We start from the raw sequence: 17,859 nt of genomic DNA, 5'->3' as shown, positions 1-17,859 counted from the left end.
TAATTGTTTGATGTTTAAAAAATTATTCTGGTTGGGTTTTATTGAGATCAATACAAACTTTCTTAATTAATGGAAGAATATCAACCAGTTTTCCCTCACAAACTTGATGGTTTAACGAGTCTTGACCCTTGCCAATATAAACTTGATACCCCTCAACTATTTTGCCATTTTGTTCAATTGTTGTTCCTAAAAGTGTAATTTCTGCCGGACTCGGTTGGGCGCATAATTTATCACAACCGGATAAATGAATATTCACAGGGGAATTCAGGCTTAACTGTTCCTTGAGATAATCTCCTAATATTAAAGCATGGATTTGGGTTTCCGTTGCCGCCGCCGCACACCCGGGTTTTCCCGCGCAAGCAACAATTGCCGCATCGACTAAAGAATTTGATAATCCGAATGGGGCGAGTTTGGGGAATAATTCCGGTATTTTTTGATTGGGAATATCGGGAATTAAAATAGTCTGCCAAGGAGTTAAGCGTAACTGACCACTCCCAAAGGTTTCCGAGATTTCTACTAATTCCAAGAGTTGATCTGCACTCAATTTTCCTAATTTTAAGGATAAGCCTAAATAGGATAATTCGGCTTGTTTTTGGGGATGAATTCCTAAATGGGCATAGGGTTGGGAGGGTAAGGAATTTAACGTTGTTAAAACCGTCTTTTCTGCGTCATAAATTAGAGTTAAGGGATGTTCTAAATTAGCATTAACCAATTGAATATATTTTTCCAATCCCCAATCTTTGAGTAAGTGTTTCATCCGAGGTTTTTTCCCGGTTGGAGATGGATTTTTCCGCACATAATCGATATAAACATTAACCAAAGATTCTACTACGACTAAACAGTTTTCTGGTTTAATAAAAACTGAAGTAGGATATAAAGTTTTATCGCCTCCGAGGGCTAACTGGAAGTAAATATCAGAGGTTAAATGGATAGAATCAACAGCAACTGCTAAGAGTTGAATTTCATTATAACGGTGTTCCCAAGCTATCGGTGAACGGGTTCCAATTCCTACTTTTCCCCCGCCATCAATGCCTATACTAAATTTAGGACTTAGTTCAAGAATTGAGGGATGATTCTGAATAAAATAATCTAATTTTTCAACCCATGGACGAGTATCAATTAATTCTTGAGGATCAATTCCGGCGGTGGGACTAGCCATAATATTCCGCAGGTGATCGATCCGAGGATCAAAAGCGGCTAACCCCAGGTTTTGTAAGGTTTGAAATACGTCTAAACTCGGGGAAGTTTGTACCGCCCGAATTTGCAAATTCCCTCGATTTGTAACTTGTAGGGTTTCACTTCCCCACTCTTCGAGTAGTTGGGCAATCAATTTCCCCTGTTGAGTATTCAGCCATCCCCCAGGAGTGCGGATGCGAATTAAAAACCCATCTTGGGCGGGAGTCCCATAAAATAACCCCGGACAAACTTTTGTTTTAACTAACCAATTCACAGTTGTTTTTTCTCCATGCAACGCAGAGAATGAGTTAGAAACTGGTTTTTTTCTATTCGTTTAAAACCGTGTTTCTATCCAATCTTAAACCGCTTGAAATTGGCATTCTGACTCGCAAGGGAAAAGCTGAAAAAGTAAAATTCAATTATTTTTTCCTTGATTACAGTTGCGGCACAGTAACGGAATCTCACCGGACTTTCCCAACAACAAGCTAGGGAATTATACCACAGTTGACACTCTGCGTTAAAAAAATGTAGGGGCGAGGTCTCCTCACCCTAATCGGGGAATCTCGCTGTATCATCTGTGTCTGCACCCAATTAAGATAAGTACCTAAACAAAATTAATTACACATCCTCTTCATCAAATACCGGAGGCCAGATTTCTGCAACTATTAATTCCCATCCAGGTAGCAGTTCGCTAACAGTTAAAATATCACCATTTCTTAATATAATTACAGGCTGATCTGGTCGGTAAATTTCCAGTTGACAGGTATCGGGGTCAATCAGAATTGCAACTTTAACACCCTGTTGGATATAAACTTTAATTTTATCTCGCAGTTTTTTTAGACGATCGCTTTGAGATTTGACTTCAACGACTAAATCGGGAACTAGGGTCGCAAAATATCTCACACTTCTGAGCAAGCGATCGCGCAATACAAAAGTAACATCCGGTGCTTTTAGGTCACTATTTGGTAAAATGAACCCACCTGCTGAGTCAAAAACACGACCCAAACCACGAGGTTTCACCCAATTACTGAGTTGACGAGCAAATTCTAAGGAGACTTCACTGGCGACTATATCTGATGGCCCCATAATGGTGATATTACCCTGTTCCAGTTCAATTTGATAGTCCAAACCAGCTTCACACAAGACGGACTCGATCCGCTCTAGGTCTTTGACGGTCATTTCAGGCATGGTGCAGAAGTCCCAGGAGATTGTTATAACTGATCTTACCGAAAATACACTTGAAGCAGGAGCGCATTTCACCTTCAATGTAACTCAATTTTATATTAATATCACGCTCAATATAAATATTGCTATATTCAGTTAAAATAAATAAAGTTGAAACTATTGCTAAAAAATGAACACCCTATCTACTTCCACAATTCAACCTCAAACCCTGACCAAAATTGGCGTAATTGGAGGGGGACAACTGGCTTGGATGATGGGAATAGAAGCCTCATCTTTAGGGGTTTCTTTATTTGTTCAAACCCCCCAAACTGACGACCCCGCCGTACCTTTTGCCGTAGAAACTATTTTAGCCAAAATTGATGATGCCACAGCCACGGCAAAATTAGCAACTCATTGTGATGTCATTACTTTTGAAAATGAATTTGTGGATTTAAACGCCCTATCTAAACTTGCGGAACAGGGGGTTTGTTTTCGTCCTCGTTTATCAGCTTTATCTTTATTATTAGATAAATATGATCAACTCAGTTATTTAGAAAAAATCGGTTTACCCGTTCCCGAATTTCAACTTTTAAACCCCGAAAATGGTAAAGTAATTGATCATAATTTGGGTTATCCGGTGGTTTTAAAAGCCTGTCGTTATGGCTACGATGGCCAGGGAACTTTTATTATTAAAAATGCCGAGGAATTATCGAAAACTTGGGCAAAATTCAATTATCCTCCCATGTTATTACAGAAGTTTGTTCCTTTTGAACGGGAATTAGCGGTGATTGCAGCCCGTTCAGTTGCGGGAGATGTGGCAGTTTATCCCATAGTTGAAACAGTGCAGAAAAATCAAGTTTGTCATCGGGTTATTGCTCCAGCTAATATTAATAAAACTATAGCCGAACAAGCAGAAGCGATCGCAACAACCCTACTTAATAGTTTACAAGTTATTGGTGTATTTGGGATAGAATTATTCTTAACATCCGAAGGTAAAATATTAGTTAATGAAATCGCCCCCCGCACCCATAATTCCGGTCATTTTAGTTTGGATGCTTGTGAAACTTCCCAATTTAAACAGCATTTAAGGGCGGTAAGTGGTTTACCGTTAGGCAATACCGCTTTAAAATGTAGTGGGGCGATCATGGTGAATTTATTGGGGTTTGAAACCGCTAATAGTGAGTATTTAGAAAAGCGTCAAAAAATCGCAGAAATTCCTAATTCCTTCATTCGTTGGTATGGTAAAAACGCATCTCGCCCAGGTCGAAAACTAGGTCATGTAACGGTGTTAATTCACACAGAAAATGGTCAAAACATAGAACAAGAAGCAAATGCGATCGCCTCTAATATTGAATCTATTTGGTATTCTTAGAATGTAGAAGTCCCGCCCACGCACCAAACCCCAATTATTACTAATTATAACAAAAAAACAATTCACAGCTTTTTTTTAGTAATATATTATTAATTCAAAGGAATATTGTCACTAATTAAAAATGGCAAACTCAATCTATTCTATTCCTATTGAGTCATCATTAGGAATTGCTAAACATTATTTTATTTCTTCCGATGGAACCTTTGAAAATTCAATCGGTTGGGGGCCTAATGGCGTTGAATATAAAGGCAAAGCAGCAGAATTAACCCCGGAACAAGAACAACGGATTTTAGAATATCCTCAAAGATTTGGAGAGTATAATATTCATCGGAATAATTGTGAAATGTTTGCTTGGTATGTGATTACAGGTAAACAATATTCAGGACAAATTCAAGACAAAATTCATACTGCAATTGGAGCTTTAGCGGTTTCTTTAGTTCAACCTGTTTTAACCGTTCGCAGTTATGAAAGTCATCAGTTAAAGCAGGCTATTGCTAACAAGTTAAATCAAGATTTAGAAAGTGCTAGAAAAGAAAAACTGAAACAACAGCAAAAACAGCGCGATGAATTTTGGCGAAAACGAGATGCGGGTGAATTGTAGATAAAGTATTATTAGGTGCGTGGGCTACAATGGAGTATCCTACAAAGTTAAGCAACTTGGCAAAAATTCCCTATATTTTTTTGATGGGGTAAAGGTTTACCCTCTGCTTGATAACTCTCAATTAATAATTCAATAACCTCCTCTGCATGATTAACAGCATCTTGATAGGAATTTCCATGGGTACAAGGCTGCATAATATCCTCAAATTCAGGTAAAAATACCACAAAACATTGATCTTCCTCAGACCATTGAATAATAATTGTGTATTTCATTCTTCTGTCTCCTTAGTAATTAACTCCCTAACAAATCCGAGGTAACTGTTCTCCACTCAACATATCAATAATCCGTTTTGCTCCGATTGTACTTTCCATAGTAACTAAAGGATTTGAAGTCGTTTTAACGCAACCAATTAAACCCGCTTCTGGAATTTTTGCCCGTAAAATTGATAAGGTTTTTTCAATATCTTTCTCAGGAACAAACACCGTAAACCGCCCTTCATTAGCAACATAAAGGGGGTCAAATCCTAATATTTCACACGCTCCTTTGACTTCTTCTAATACTTTAATAGCTGTTTCTTGAATTGCAATTTCAACTTTAGCAGCAGTAGCAATTTCATTTAACGTACTGGCTAAACCGCCCCGGGTTAAATCTCGTAAACAGTGAATTTCTATTCCCGCCTCTAATAACTCTAAAACCACATCCGCCACCGGGGCGGAATCACTTTCTATAGTTGTTTCAAACTCTAATCCTTCCCGCACCGCCATAATTGCAATCCCATGTCGCCCCAAATCTCCATTAATAATAACAGCATCTCCCGCTTGAACAGATAGGGGATTAATAGTTAAATTATGTTCAATGATTCCAATTCCCGATGTATTAATAAAAATTCCATCTCCTTTGCCTTTATCAACAACTTTAGTATCTCCCGTAACAATTTTAACCTGAGCTTTTTCGGCAGCTTGTTTCATCGATAGAATAATTTCCCATAAGGTTTGAATCGGTAAACCTTCTTCTAAAATAAAACCCACACTTAAATATAAAGGACGAGCCCCCGCCATTGCTAAATCGTTAACGGTTCCATGAACAGCCATTGAACCAATATCTCCCCCAGGAAAAAATAGGGGATTAACGACATAAGAATCCGTTGTAAACGCTATTTTATTTCCATTTAATTGGAGGGTAGCTGCATCATGTTCCACTTGATTCGGATGACCAAAAGTCGGTAAAAACATCTGGTCAATTAATTGACGCATCAGTTTACCACCACCGCCATGAGCGAGTAAAATATGAGGGTATTGTTGAATTGGAATGGGACAAGTTAAACTAAACTCTGGATTAGAGGTCATAGAGAGGTTATTGATATAATTATTATCAATTCTATAATGAAATTTACAGAACTTCAAAAAATCATGAAAAGTTATTATAATTTCTCTCAAAACTTAAACACGGGTACAACATTTGTTACCGTTGGTGCAGCGACTGGGGCAGGAATTTATAGCACAATTGGTGGTGTGGGGCTGGTGGGAAGTTTTGGGGGAATTGGGTTAGGAATGATGCCCTTAATGGGTGTGGGGGCGGTGGCAGGTGCTGCAACTTATGGAGCATTTAGAGGCATTAATCAAGGGGATGCTATTGCTTGGGGTGCAGTAGGATTAGGGGCAATTTCTGGGATGGGAATTTCTTCCGTTGTGGGAGGAATGGGGTTAGGTTTTGCCGGAACAGGTGTAGGAATTGGCATGGGAACATTAGGGGTTTTTGGCGGAATTGTTGGCTTAGGATTATATGGAATTGCCCAATTAATTGATGCTGCTGGAAGCGGAGAAACAGCGTTTCAAGCCTTTGACCGGATGGAAGAACGGATTTTAGATCAGGAATTTTATACCGCCGCGTTATTAGAAGTTTTGGAACTCATTCCCGAATTTCAAGAAGAAAAATTAAAACAAAAATTTAATGATTTAGAATTAGAAGATGAATTAAAACAGCTTAAACAAAATATTCAAGATCCCCAGAAATCATCCTCTCAAAAAAATACAGAAAAACCTAATATTGAAAATCATAATCTTGTTATTCGTCCCCAGTCACCGGATTTAATGTGGACAGAAACACAGCGTTTAGCCGGACATCAAGATTCAATTCATGCGGTGGCTTTTAGTCCCGATAGTCAAACTTTGATCAGTGCCAGTGATGATCGCAATATTCATATTTGGGATGTTAATACAGTTAAGAAAAAATATACTTGGTTTATGCCCTATGAGATGTATTCCGTTGGCATTAGTCCTAATTCAGAAATCGTTGCCACTGGGAGTGTTAATGGTCGAATTACCCTCTGGAATTTTCAGACTCGACAACTGAATCGAACTTTATTGGATCTGAATCTTCCTGAAAAAAATATGGGAATTATTACGTCCCTCGTATTTAGTCCCGATCATCAAATTTTAATTAGTGGAAGTGGCGATAAAACCGTTAGACTTTGGTATTTTAAAACCGGACAATCTAAACGAATTTTGAACGGACATACTGATGGAGTTTGGTCTGTAGCTATCTGTTCTAAGAGTCAATTTGTAGCCAGTGGTAGTGCTGATCAAACTATTAGAATTTGGAATATCAAAACCCATGAAAATCCTATGGTTCTAACCGGGCATTCTAACTGGGTGACTGCGGTTTTATTCAGTCTCGATGATCAAACTTTAATCAGTGCGAGTGCTGACAATACAATTAAAGTCTGGGATTGGAAAAATCATCAATTAATTCGGACATTAACCGGACATTCTGCTGCTATTTTTGACCTAGCTTTAAGTCCCAATGGCACAATTTTGGCGAGTGGAAGTGTCGATCAAACAGTTAAATTATGGAATTGGAAAACCGGAGAATTATTGCAAACACTCTCCGGTTGTTCTCCCGTTGCTTTTAGTCCCGATGGTCAACGATTGGTTAGTGGAAGTCAAAAGGGTATTTTACAACTCTGGTATCAACAATTGAGTTTACCAGAATTAATCGCATCCGAATGTTATCAAAATTGGTGGCAAGTATTAGGGGTAAATCCCAAGGCAACACCGAATCAAGTCAAACAAGCCTATTATCAATTAGCAAAACAATATCATCCTGATTATAACGTTAAATCAGAAGCGATCGCTGTTATGCAAAGAATTAATCACGCCTATGAGACTTTTTTAAATGAATGGAGTCAACAGGTGCGATCGCATTCACATAAAACAGGATCGCCAAAACACTAGAACTAGCGGAGAAAACACCGAGCAAAGCTCAAAATTAAGCCTAAACTATGTTAGAATTAGAAACCTCTTTAGCTAATCATAATTTATAATATCAAATAACAAAATTTTTACAGTGATCCCTCATTGGCAGTAGAAAAGATATAGTTATAAAATTCTGTTCCTGTAACGACATTGATCACAACGACTCGACTTGTATCTTTATCGTACATCACACGAACTCGTTTATCTTGAGCCATGAATTTATTGCCCGAAGTCCGCTTTAACATTCCCGCAAAGAAAAACTCTCCATCCTGAATTTGAACAGCAATTTCGTTAGTATTTCTTTGGGGAGTCATATAGGTCTTTTCCGGTGTGCGAGACTGAGCAATCTGCATGGAGGTACTCTCTAAGGAATTAGCTTGAACAGGTAAAGAAATACTTACTGCACCAACAAGACAAGCGATCGCTAATAAGGATGTTTGAAATTTCATTGTTGTTTCCAAAAATCAGTTGACTGTTAACAAAAATCACAACTTTATGTTTTATTCCCCATCGCTAGGGAAACTATAAGTTTATCACCAAACAAAACAAAACTATAGGGGTTTGACTGGGATATCAAACCTCTATAATAAAATACTGCAATCTATTTAGGATTGCTATATATGTTCGGTTTTCTCAACATTAGAGATTTCGGTTGAGATTTAGGACGGACGCGATAAACTTTGAATTTGTTTAATGCTAAACTAGCGGCTTGTACGACGTTAGTTTGAGGATCTCGCAATGCTTTTTGTAAGATCGGAATGACTTGATGAGAGGGTATCTTTCCTAAAGCAATAATCGCTTCTTGACGAACACTCGGATCAAGATCTTGACTCAATCGAGTTAAAATGGGGATGCTTTGTTGCACTTCCCGACTCAATCGACCAGAAGCAGTGAGTTTTCCTAATGTTGAAGCAATAGCATAACGAACTTGAGGGTTAGGATGTTGTAAATATCCGGTTAATGTGTTAATAGATGCAAAGTTTCCCGATGCTCCAATTGCTGAAATTTGCTGAATTAATTCTTCCTCTGATGAGAGTTTTGTTGAAGGTAATGTTGTTTTTTCTGTTTGAATAGTAGCGGTTTCTGTAACAACTTCCTCAATAGTAGGAGACTCTAAAACCGGAGATTCTGTAACAATTTCCCCAACAGCAGGAGACTCTGAAACCGGAGATTCTGTAACAATTCCCCCAACAGCAGGAGACTCTGAAACCGGAGATTCTGTAACAATTCCCCCAACAGCAGGAGACTCTGAAACCACAGGTTCTGTAACAATTTCCTCAACGGTAGGAGACTCTGAAACCGCAGGTTCTGTAACAACTTCCTCAACGGTAGGAGACTCTGAAACCGCAGGTTCTGTAACAACTTCCTCAACAGTAGGAGACTCTAAAACTGGAGATTCTGTAACAACTTCTTCAACAGTAGGAGACTCTAAAACTGGAGATTCTGTAACAACTTCTTCAACAGGAGAAGATTCTAAAACTTCCGGTTCTGTTTCTAAAACTTCATCTTTAACAAAAGATGTTTCTGGCAAAGTAAGGATTAGTTCTGTTGCTGGAGTTACTGCTTCTGGTAAAATTTCCGATTCAACTCCTTCATCGGCAGAAAATTGACTCAGTTCCCGAACCTGTGCTTGACTTGTTTCCAATTCAGCAGTAACTTGTTCCAAAACTGTTCGATGCTCAGTCAAAAATTGATCTAGTTCTTCAACTTGAGCTTCACTGGCTTGTAATTGTTCTGTAATTTTTGCAACCTGAGTTTCAGATTCAAAAAGCGATTGATTCAGTTGTGCAACCTGAGTCTCTTTCTCCTGTAACTGCACACTTATCCGTTCGATTTGAGCTTGATATTGATTTTCTAACGTTTGTATTGCTTGCTGAAGTTGATTTTGATGTTTCTGTTCTGACTCTTGAACAGCTTGTTGAATCCGAATCTGATGTGATTTTTCCTGTTCCTCTCGTTGCCGACGATTGTTTTCTTCTGTACTATTTTTATGATTGGAGATCTGTTGGTCAAACCACCAGTAGGCCAGTCCTACACCAACCACGACCCCAATAATTAACATAACCGCTAAATTGCCGAAAACCATAAAATCACTCCTATTTGATCGAAATCTAACGCAGTTCTCTCAAGATAAGCTGTTAAGCATTATCAATCCCAAAATATGGGTTTATAATCTATAAACTATAGGTTGCTTATTTTGATACGATACTACTATACCCAAAAACAAGCAAAGTGATCCAAACGGCTATTAATCAAATACCAGTCCAGTCCCTATCAAGGATTGAACTCTGAATATCAGGCCAATAATTGTAGAATTATATTCACCTTTAACTTAACTCTTGACCAACTACCGAGAAAAAGCGATCGCAAATAGGAGTGATTACTGATTCCGTTCTTTTTGGAATATGGGAATAGAAACTTCAAATGCCGTAAAATTATCTTGATCTCGGTAACAGAGAATTTCCCCTCGATGTTGTTCTACCACAATTTTATAACTAATCGATAAGCCTAAACCCGTTCCTTTGCCCACCGGTTTTGTAGTAAAAAATGGGTCAAAAAGCCTATTTTTTACCTTATCTTCAATTCCCGGGCCGTTATCTCGAATTGTAATTCTAACCTGTTCTAAAGGAGGTAATTTCCCCTTGAGTTCTGTCAAATTCGGATGAATGACCTCCGTAGTGATTTTAATAATTCGAGGTTCGGGTCGATTATCTAAGGCATCAATTGCATTGCCAATCAGATTCATAAACACTTGATTTAACTGTCCGGCATAACATTCAACCTTGGGTAACTTGCCATATTCCTTGATTAACTCAATTCCACCGGATGCCCCTTTAGGTTTTAAACGATTTTGTAAGATTAATAATGTACTATCAATACCATCATGAATATTGACGGGCTTCATTTCGGCTTCATCTAACCGTGAGAAACTTCTCAAAGATACGACAATTTGACGAATCCGATCGGCTCCCATTTCCATCGAAGATAGAATTTTCGGTAAATCTTCGACTAAAAATTCTAATTCAATTTCTTCGCCTTTAGCTTGAATAGCAGGAGTCGGAATCGGATAAATTTCCTGATACAATTCCAGCAATTCTAAAATATCTTGAGTATATTCCTTGGCATAGGTGAGATTCCCATAAATAAAATTAACCGGATTATTAATTTCATGGGCAACTCCCGCCACCATTTGTCCTAAACTCGACATTTTTTCACTTTGAATTAATTGGGATTCCTTTTGTTTTAAATCCTGTAGGGCTTCACTCAGATGAAAGGCTTGGGTTTGGGCAGCCAGGGCGGCGGCCCGGGTTTGGGCATATAATTCTGCCTGGTCAATAGCGATCGCTAACTGATCCACCACCGCGCGTAAAAGTTCCACCTCACTGTCCCGCCAAGGTCGATATCCTCCATAATGATTACAGACTACCGCTCCCCGTTGACCCGAGCGCGTTTCCAAAGGTAATAACAACAGGGAAAAAATACCCGCCTCCTGTAAAAACCTTCTGGTAGATTCATCTAAAACCGTTGTGGTGTGAATATTATCAATTTTAATCGTCTGAGCCATCCGAATTTTTTCGGCTAACAGAGGGATTTGTTCCGGGGGATAGTCCTGCAAACCATTGGATAAATTGGGATTTAGAGATTCGTGGGTGACAGTAAAACTGGGTTGTTGATTGGGTTGAATGTGCATATACCAGAGGAAATGACATTGATCCACCTGCAATAAAGCCCGAATTTCACTCACAGCAGTTCCAAGAATGGTATCAATATCTAAGGAATCCCGAATCTGACTCGCCAACCGAAATAATAACCCTTCCCGGCGACTTTGGAGTTCTTCCCGCGCCTTCACCCGATCAATACCCACGGCTAAAGCATTGGCTACCCATCCCAAAACCCCCCGGGCTTCGTCATTGAGAGTGGAGTGGCTACAAATTGCCATTAACCCCACCAGACGACCTTCCACCACCAAGGGAAAATCAAACGTCCGATTTTTCATTAGGGGTAGGGGGTAGGGAATGGAACTGGTTAAAACATCGGTTTCGGTAATATTATCTTCATGAACGGCTAACCCGGCATTGGCTTGGAGTTCTAATTGATTGCTATTCAGATTTAATGTCCAGATTCCCACCCCGGCCACATCAGGATAATCGGCGATCGCCTGTATACAATGGCTGAGAATCGTGGCAATTGACCCCCCGTGTCCTAGGGCTGTTCCCACTTCTGCTTCCAATTGAGAAAGCCGTGATCGCTCTAACAACAAGGTTTCAGCTTCTTTTCGTTCCGTAATATTCCGTGAAACCGCAATAATTTCATCAATGTCTTGTGAGTTCTGATTTCTCAACCCATGACAGGTACTTTCAAACCAAATATAGTCACCATTACAACATCGAATTCGGTAACTGACAGTATAAATATCTTGACAATTTCTCAATAGCGAATATTTTTCTTGAGTCCCGGCCAAATCCTCGGGATGAATCAAGTCATAGACCGATTTCCCGATCAATTCTTCCGGTGCATATCCTAATAATTGCTGACTAGCCGGAGAAGCATATAAATATGTGCCATCGTTGCTATGTCGAGAAATCAAATCCGTCGCATGATCAGCCAAAAGCCGATAACGAGCCTCGCTTTCGCGCAAAGCATCCTCAGACTGTTTGCGTTGGGTAATATCGGTTTGAATTCCGATAAAATGAGTTAAACGTCCTTCTCGATCGCGCACCGGAGAAATTGACAGTTCATTCCAGAAGTAATTGCCATCTTTGCGATAATTTTTTAAGGTAACGCTACATTCCCGATGTTGGGTAATCGCATCCTTGAGGTGGGCTAATTCTTTTGGATCAGTATCCTCACCCTGAAGCATCCGACAATTGCGCCCTAAAACTTCCTCCTGAGAATAGCCGGTTAATCGTTCAAAGGCGGGATTACAGTAGATAATCGGACAATCGGTGGCGGTAAAATCGCTAATCACAATTCCGCTAGGACTGGCCTTAATTGCCCTTTCCAGCAATTCCATCCGCACTTCGGACTGTCTGCGTTCGGTAATATCAATTCCCGTCGCAATCACATATTTGATCAAGCCATTCGCCTGAAACAAAGCCGTATTTGACCAAGCAATCCAATGGCGTCGGCCATTAGGCTGAATCCATTCCGTTTCCCAAGCATTTAAACTTGTATGATTCGGGATCGGCGGAAGGGAATGTTGAGTTTCCATCGATTTGGGAGATTCATCAAACTCAATCATTATCGACGATCTAGGGGCTGGTTGGCTACTAGAATCTAAGGGCAATAGGTTAACCCCCAACTCATCAAAGGTTTTTCCTTCGACTTCCTCGGCGGAATATCCCGTCAGTTGTTCACAGGTTCGATTAAACCGAATAATTCGACCCTCGGGATCAAGGACAATCACCAAAGCACTTACGGTGTCGAGAACCGCACAAACAAAGTCCCTTTCTTGGCGAACGACTTCCCAAACTTGCTTGCGTTCATTAATAATATCTTCGAGTTGACTGAGTTTGGTTTGGGAGTGAATCAGTTGGCGGTGTAAGTTAATTTGGCTAATAATTTGATGGTTGAGGGATTGTAAAGCCTTAATGGTTTCTGGTGGTAGCTCCCGGGGCTGATAATCCATGATCGACAGCATCCCTACCATTAAGTTATCGGTGGTGATCAAGGGAAGACCCAAATAAAACCGAATCCCAGGCTCTCGTTTAACTAAGGGTTGGTTAGAAAGCCGGTGATCATTCCAGGTATCGGGAATAATAATCGGTTCTGGAGATAGTTTTAAGGTAGATTTAGGAGGGTTCAGGGTTAAGGACTGATCGAGATCGTCTTGATCCTCCGTCAGCGATTCTAGTTGGCAGTGCAATTCAATAATAAACTCGCAGAAATTCAAATAAGAGTGTATTTTTCCCGTTAAACCCACCTGAGATTTCAACCACTGATGGCTGGTATCCATAAAGGTAATTAAAGCAATGGGCGTCTGGGCTAGATGGGACGCTAGGTGAGTCAAATCATCAAAGGGAATTTCAGCAAACCTGTGGATGACCTGAGAAAGATTATTGCCCTCTGGGCTGAACATGGTTTGACCTAAAAATCTTGCGTTCATTATCGGTAATCACCATACAAAGGGAGTGGCTAGATATCAGCAACCGGGTATTTCGCTTTTTGGGATGAGATGTTCGTATTCACTGAGGGGTCAAGGGTTAGTCGCTAACACCTCAACACCTTAACACCTCAACACCTCAACTGTTACCCGACATCTGACTTTTGTTTGACTCGCCCTAGCTGTATGACATTGTTTGTCCAAACGTCCTGATCTCACACAACCTTTTTAATCTACTTTAATCTTAACAAAGGTTGCAGCCACTTCTACTGGTGATATCGGCTGATGCAAAAAATCTTTACGGACACAAACCACTCTGGCAAGGCATCCAAAAAGGGTTTTTTGTGCTTTTTCCGTATTAGCGAAACCGACGACAACCAGGGGGTCTAGGAATTGTAGTTTGGTATTTTTACTTTTTAATTATTTGTACTATTCAAAAATAGCCATTGTTTTCGAGGTTAGATCAATCAAAAACACCGAAAACAGATTTGATCAAATTTCTTCATGATTATCCGGCTTAAAAGTATAGAATTGTTTATATTAAAACGAACGAATACTTTTCATCTATAATGAAAATAATAGATAGTCGGACTCAGATCCAGTCATCAAGGCTATTTTTTATAGGTTTGATTACTGATGAGCAGGGCATCTCGACTCACCGAACATGAATTACTATGCCAGTATCTCAAAGTTCTATACCCACTATTTTAGCCGTTGACGATAGTAGAGTTATGCAAGGACTCGTCCAACAGGCATTAGGGAAGGAATATCGTGTCCTTGTTGCTGATAATGCTGTGGATGCTTTATCCACCATTTACCATGAAGCCGTTTCGGTTTTACTTTTGGATGTAGCCATGCCGGGAATTGATGGCCTAGAACTTTGTCGCACCGTTCGCAGCATTCCTCAGTTTCAGAATTTGCCCATTATTATGTTAACAGCAAGGGACGGTGCTTTTGATAAGGTTCAAGGCCGTCTAGCCGGGGCGAGTGAATATCTTACCAAGCCCTTTGACGCTCAAAAGTTATCGGAAGTTGTTGGCCAAGTTCTACAACTCCAGTAAATTAATCCTCAAGCCTATCCCCACTAAACACTAAAAAAAAGAGGACTATCTAGTAATATTATTTCTTATATTCCCCCATTACCCTGTTACTGAGCGAAGTCGAAGTATTACCCATTCCCCATTACCCTTTCGTAATTCGTAATTCCTACTTCGTAATTCCTACTTCCCTTTAAAAAAAGTTAAACTGTTCCTCTGTAATTCGGTTCGCTTCATACAAGGTTTCTGCGATTTCTGAAAGGGTTAAGACCGCGTGGGCTTGATAATTGTTATCCTTTAATCGTTCTTTAACTCCTCGTTCATGATCAATTAAAACCACAATATCATGAACGTTTAACCCCGCAGATTTTAGCTTTTCGGCTCCTTGAATCACACTATTGCCCGTAATTAAAATATCATCCACTACCACAATGGTTTCCCCTGGTTGAAAGTGTCCTTCAATTAATCGCCCCGCACCATAGGCTTTCACTTCTTTTCGCGGAAAGATCATCGGACGTTGTAATCTTAAGGATAACCCCGTCGCGGTTGGTAAAGAACCATAGGGGATACCCGCAATTCGATCAAAACTTAGGGTTTCTAAAATATCTCCATAGGCTCCGACAATTTGATGAAAAATTTGGGGTGTGGAAATAATCCGTCTCAGGTCAATATAATAGGGGAAAGTTTCTCCCGATGATTGAACATGATCCCCAAAAATAATACAGCCAATATCATACAATTGTAAAATCAAATCTCGATGGGGTTGATGTCTTAAAAAACAAACATCGGGCAACCATAAATCGCAGGTGGGATTTCCTCTGATTACCTGTTGTCGTTCTATATTAATTTGCTCTCTTAACTGTTTGATTCCAGTTCCGATGGTTTCTTTTTCTAATAATTTAGGAGGAATGGGTAATAATAAGCGATCGCCATTTAAACTTAATCCAGCAGCTAAAATTGGGGTTAAATCGTCTACATCCATTAAATCATTTTCTTCGGCTACATCCCCTTCTAATAAGATAAATTGTTCCGGTGCGGCTTGACGAATTTTGGCTAACATATCCGGTACCATCCCCACAAATAATCCCAATTGTTCAGGAGTTCCCCAAGTTTGAGCGACCTTAACTAATTCCAAATATAAAGGTTGTTGAGATTGAGGATATTCTTGGATAATAGAAGCCGAAGGATTAGCCGTGGCACAGGAAATAAATACCGCTTGATCAGGATAAACTAAAAAAGGTGCAACTTGATCTAATCCAGCATAAGGAGTTAAGGTACAAGCGCCAACCTTTAAGTCTTCAAACACAAAACGAGCAAAGGCGGTACTGGAATTCAAATCGCTATATTTCGCGTCTAAAATAATAGGAATATTAGGCGGAATCACTTTTAATATTTTTTCTAATAGTTTCAATCCAGGGATTCCCAAACTTAAATAAAACCCTAAAGAAAGTTTATAGGCACAGACAAATTCCGCAGTTTCTCGAATCACAAAGCCTAGCCAATTCTGCCACTGTTCAAGAATATCCGCCGAATCACCATCAATTCCCTCACAATTGACCGTTTCAAAAATATGGCTATCGGGATCGGGTTCCAAGGCAACATAAAGCAAGCTATTTTGTTGCTCAATTGCTGCTAATAATTGATTAAAAAAGTTCATTTTAAAGGTTAATTATTAATAATTGACAGGGATTACAGATGATGATTATAATTATAATGCCTGAAAGGTCGAGTTAAAAAATTAATCTTTGTTGATATAGCCTTCTAGGGGCAACAGGTTCTCTGATCAATCCTATAACTGATTACTGAAATGTTGAATACCAAAACCATACTCTCAGCCCTGTTAATTTTTGTGCCGATTTCGATTGCGGGTCACTTTTTGGAGTGGGGATCAACTCTTGTATTTGTTACTTCAGCTTTAGCGATTATTCCCCTAGCAGCTTGGATGGGAACTGCGACCGAAGAAATAGCCGTTGTCCTGGGCCCGAATTTAGGCGGGTTGTTAAATGCCACCTTTGGGAATGCGACGGAATTAATTATTGGAGTTGTCGCCCTGAATGCTGGACTAATTGATGTGGTAAAATCCAGTTTAGTCGGGTCAATTATGGGAAACCTCCTCCTAGTTATGGGTTTATCCATGTTCTTAGGAGGTTTACGCTTCAAAGAACAAAAATTCCAGCCCGTTATTGCCCGTTTGAATGCCTCGGCGATGAATTTAGCCATCATTGCTATTTTAGTACCAACGGCAGTAGATGTTACCTCCATTGGCATTGAGGAATCAACCATGCAAACCCTCTCAGCGGCGGTGGCGGTGGTTTTGATTACAGTTTATGTTCTTACCCTGCTGTTTTCCATGAAAACCCACTCCTATTTATATGATGTGGGAGTGGCCGAAAACGATGAAGATGGCGTAATCACCCCAGCAGAAGCCGGACATGAGGCGGAAAAGGTGAATTTAAAGCTGTGGATTGGGGTTTTGTTAGTGGCTACCTTAACTGTAGCCTTCGAGTCGGAATTATTGGTGGGGACTTTAGAGGAAGCTACCTCTAGTCTGGGACTGACAGCACTATTTACCGGGGTGATTTTAGTTCCCATTATTGGTAACGCGGCTGAACACGCCACCGCCGTTACCGTGGCGATGAAAAATAAAATGGATTTGTCCGTATCCGTGGCCCTAGGTTCGAGTTTGCAAATTGCTTTATTTGTGGCCCCCGTGTTGGTTTTAGCCGGATGGATATTAGGGAAACCGATGGATTTAAACTTTAACCCCTTTGAATTAATCGCCGTTGCCGTGTCCGTGTTAATTGCTAACTCCGTCAGTTCCGATGGCCGTTCCGATTGGTTAGAGGGGGTATTACTCTTGGCTGCTTATACTGTTTTGGGGATTGCGTTTTACTTCCATCCGATTATTGAGGGGATTGGTTGATCAGCTGTACTGCATTTAAACTGTATATTCTAGGGATCCCGGATGCTCCCACAAGCATCGGGCAATTTCCTGATCGCAATTCATAGATGCAGTACAGCTTAATCCTGATCCGGTCTTCTACCCGACGAACTAAAAGTATGATCACGGAAACCGATGGTGAGGAATTTTGGGTTGAAGTTCTCAGCATTCTAAATAGTAATGACTAGACGCACAACCCAAAACGTAATAC

The 17,859-nt window shown here is 40.0% G+C and carries 13 protein-coding genes and 1 riboswitch; of the genes, 5 read left to right on the top strand and 8 right to left on the bottom strand.

Annotated features, from left to right (window positions below):
• Positions 1-22 precede the first annotated feature (22 nt).
• A complete protein-coding gene (gene cobG / locus PL11201_RS19230; RefSeq protein WP_079680501.1) occupies positions 23-1,450 on the bottom strand; it encodes a precorrin-3B synthase in 1,428 nt (475 codons plus the stop codon).
• Between the two features lie 79 nt (positions 1,451-1,529).
• Positions 1,530-1,694: riboswitch (cobalamin riboswitch) on the bottom strand.
• A gap of 100 nt (positions 1,695-1,794) precedes the next feature.
• Positions 1,795-2,364 (bottom strand): Uma2 family endonuclease, encoded by a 570-nt coding sequence (locus PL11201_RS19225; protein ID WP_079680500.1) that lies wholly within the window; start codon positions 2,362-2,364, stop codon positions 1,795-1,797.
• Positions 2,365-2,530: 166 nt separating this feature from the next.
• On the opposite strand from PL11201_RS19225, the gene PL11201_RS19220 reads away from it, so the two are divergent.
• Both PL11201_RS19220 and PL11201_RS19215 read left to right on the top strand, forming a co-directional pair.
• Entirely contained in the window at positions 2,531-3,712 is a 1,182-nt protein-coding gene (locus tag PL11201_RS19220) for a 5-(carboxyamino)imidazole ribonucleotide synthase (protein ID WP_079680499.1), read from the top strand.
• Between the two features lie 121 nt (positions 3,713-3,833).
• Positions 3,834-4,313, top strand: a complete 480-nt coding sequence (locus PL11201_RS19215; protein ID WP_079680498.1) for an NC domain-containing protein — start codon at positions 3,834-3,836, stop codon at positions 4,311-4,313.
• A 47-nt stretch (positions 4,314-4,360) separates the two neighbouring features.
• Here PL11201_RS19215 and PL11201_RS19210 read toward each other — a convergent pair whose 3' ends face one another.
• Together PL11201_RS19210 and hypE are read right to left on the bottom strand one after the other, a co-directional pair.
• Positions 4,361-4,585, bottom strand: a complete 225-nt coding sequence (locus PL11201_RS19210) for a type II toxin-antitoxin system HicB family antitoxin (protein ID WP_079680497.1) — start codon at positions 4,583-4,585, stop codon at positions 4,361-4,363.
• Between the two features lie 27 nt (positions 4,586-4,612).
• Positions 4,613-5,659: a hydrogenase expression/formation protein HypE gene (gene hypE, locus PL11201_RS19205; RefSeq protein WP_079680496.1), complete on the bottom strand. Its 1,047-nt coding sequence runs from the start codon at positions 5,657-5,659 to the stop codon at positions 4,613-4,615.
• Between the two features lie 36 nt (positions 5,660-5,695).
• On the opposite strand from hypE, the gene PL11201_RS19200 reads away from it, so the two are divergent.
• A complete protein-coding gene (locus PL11201_RS19200) occupies positions 5,696-7,546 on the top strand; it encodes a DnaJ domain-containing protein (RefSeq protein WP_079680495.1) in 1,851 nt (616 codons plus the stop codon).
• 107 nt (positions 7,547-7,653) lie between these two features.
• On the opposite strand, the gene PL11201_RS19195 is transcribed toward PL11201_RS19200, so the two are convergent.
• From PL11201_RS19195 to PL11201_RS19185, 3 genes are all read right to left on the bottom strand, one after another.
• On the bottom strand, positions 7,654-8,016 hold the full coding sequence (locus PL11201_RS19195; protein ID WP_079680494.1) for a hypothetical protein: 363 nt from the start codon (positions 8,014-8,016) through the stop codon (positions 7,654-7,656).
• 152 nt (positions 8,017-8,168) lie between these two features.
• Positions 8,169-9,653, bottom strand: coding sequence for a HEAT repeat domain-containing protein (locus PL11201_RS19190; protein ID WP_079680493.1), 1,485 nt, complete (start codon positions 9,651-9,653; stop codon positions 8,169-8,171).
• Between the two features lie 294 nt (positions 9,654-9,947).
• Positions 9,948-13,646, bottom strand: a complete 3,699-nt coding sequence (locus PL11201_RS19185; RefSeq protein ID WP_079680524.1) for a PAS domain S-box protein — start codon at positions 13,644-13,646, stop codon at positions 9,948-9,950.
• Positions 13,647-14,344: 698 nt separating this feature from the next.
• On the opposite strand from PL11201_RS19185, the gene PL11201_RS19180 reads away from it, so the two are divergent.
• Positions 14,345-14,731, top strand: coding sequence for a response regulator transcription factor (locus PL11201_RS19180; RefSeq protein WP_079680492.1), 387 nt, complete (start codon positions 14,345-14,347; stop codon positions 14,729-14,731).
• Positions 14,732-14,900: 169 nt separating this feature from the next.
• Here the strand turns inward: PL11201_RS19180 and PL11201_RS19175 are convergent, their stop codons facing one another.
• Entirely contained in the window at positions 14,901-16,364 is a 1,464-nt protein-coding gene (locus PL11201_RS19175) for a bifunctional orotidine-5'-phosphate decarboxylase/orotate phosphoribosyltransferase (RefSeq protein WP_079680491.1), read from the bottom strand.
• 150 nt (positions 16,365-16,514) lie between these two features.
• Here PL11201_RS19175 and cax point away from each other — a divergent pair, with 150 nt between their 5' ends.
• Positions 16,515-17,630, top strand: coding sequence for a calcium/proton exchanger (cax, locus tag PL11201_RS19170; protein WP_079680490.1), 1,116 nt, complete (start codon positions 16,515-16,517; stop codon positions 17,628-17,630).
• Positions 17,631-17,859: the final 229 nt, after the last annotated feature.

The organism is Planktothrix sp. PCC 11201, from assembly GCF_900009135.1.
Classification (GTDB): Bacteria; Cyanobacteriota; Cyanobacteriia; order Cyanobacteriales; family Microcoleaceae; genus Planktothrix.
This window is presented reverse-complemented; position numbering and strand designations above follow the sequence as displayed.

Bases quoted from the DNA above. Each gene is read 5' to 3' on its own strand.
- PL11201_RS19175 (WP_079680491.1), bottom strand. From the start codon at position 16,364: ATGAACTTTTTTAATCAATTATTAGCAGCAATTGAGCAACAAAATAGC.
- PL11201_RS19190 (WP_079680493.1), bottom strand. From the start codon at position 9,653: ATGGTTTTCGGCAATTTAGCGGTTATGTTAATTATTGGGGTCGTGGTT.
- PL11201_RS19210 (WP_079680497.1), bottom strand. From the start codon at position 4,585: ATGAAATACACAATTATTATTCAATGGTCTGAGGAAGATCAATGTTTT.
- PL11201_RS19185 (WP_079680524.1), bottom strand. From the start codon at position 13,646: ATGTTCAGCCCAGAGGGCAATAATCTTTCTCAGGTCATCCACAGGTTT.
- hypE (WP_079680496.1), bottom strand. From the start codon at position 5,659: ATGACCTCTAATCCAGAGTTTAGTTTAACTTGTCCCATTCCAATTCAA.
- PL11201_RS19200 (WP_079680495.1), top strand. From the start codon at position 5,696: ATGAAATTTACAGAACTTCAAAAAATCATGAAAAGTTATTATAATTTC.
- PL11201_RS19195 (WP_079680494.1), bottom strand. From the start codon at position 8,016: ATGAAATTTCAAACATCCTTATTAGCGATCGCTTGTCTTGTTGGTGCA.
- PL11201_RS19180 (WP_079680492.1), top strand. From the start codon at position 14,345: ATGCCAGTATCTCAAAGTTCTATACCCACTATTTTAGCCGTTGACGAT.
- PL11201_RS19225 (WP_079680500.1), bottom strand. From the start codon at position 2,364: ATGCCTGAAATGACCGTCAAAGACCTAGAGCGGATCGAGTCCGTCTTG.
- cax (WP_079680490.1), top strand. From the start codon at position 16,515: ATGTTGAATACCAAAACCATACTCTCAGCCCTGTTAATTTTTGTGCCG.
- PL11201_RS19215 (WP_079680498.1), top strand. From the start codon at position 3,834: ATGGCAAACTCAATCTATTCTATTCCTATTGAGTCATCATTAGGAATT.
- PL11201_RS19220 (WP_079680499.1), top strand. From the start codon at position 2,531: ATGAACACCCTATCTACTTCCACAATTCAACCTCAAACCCTGACCAAA.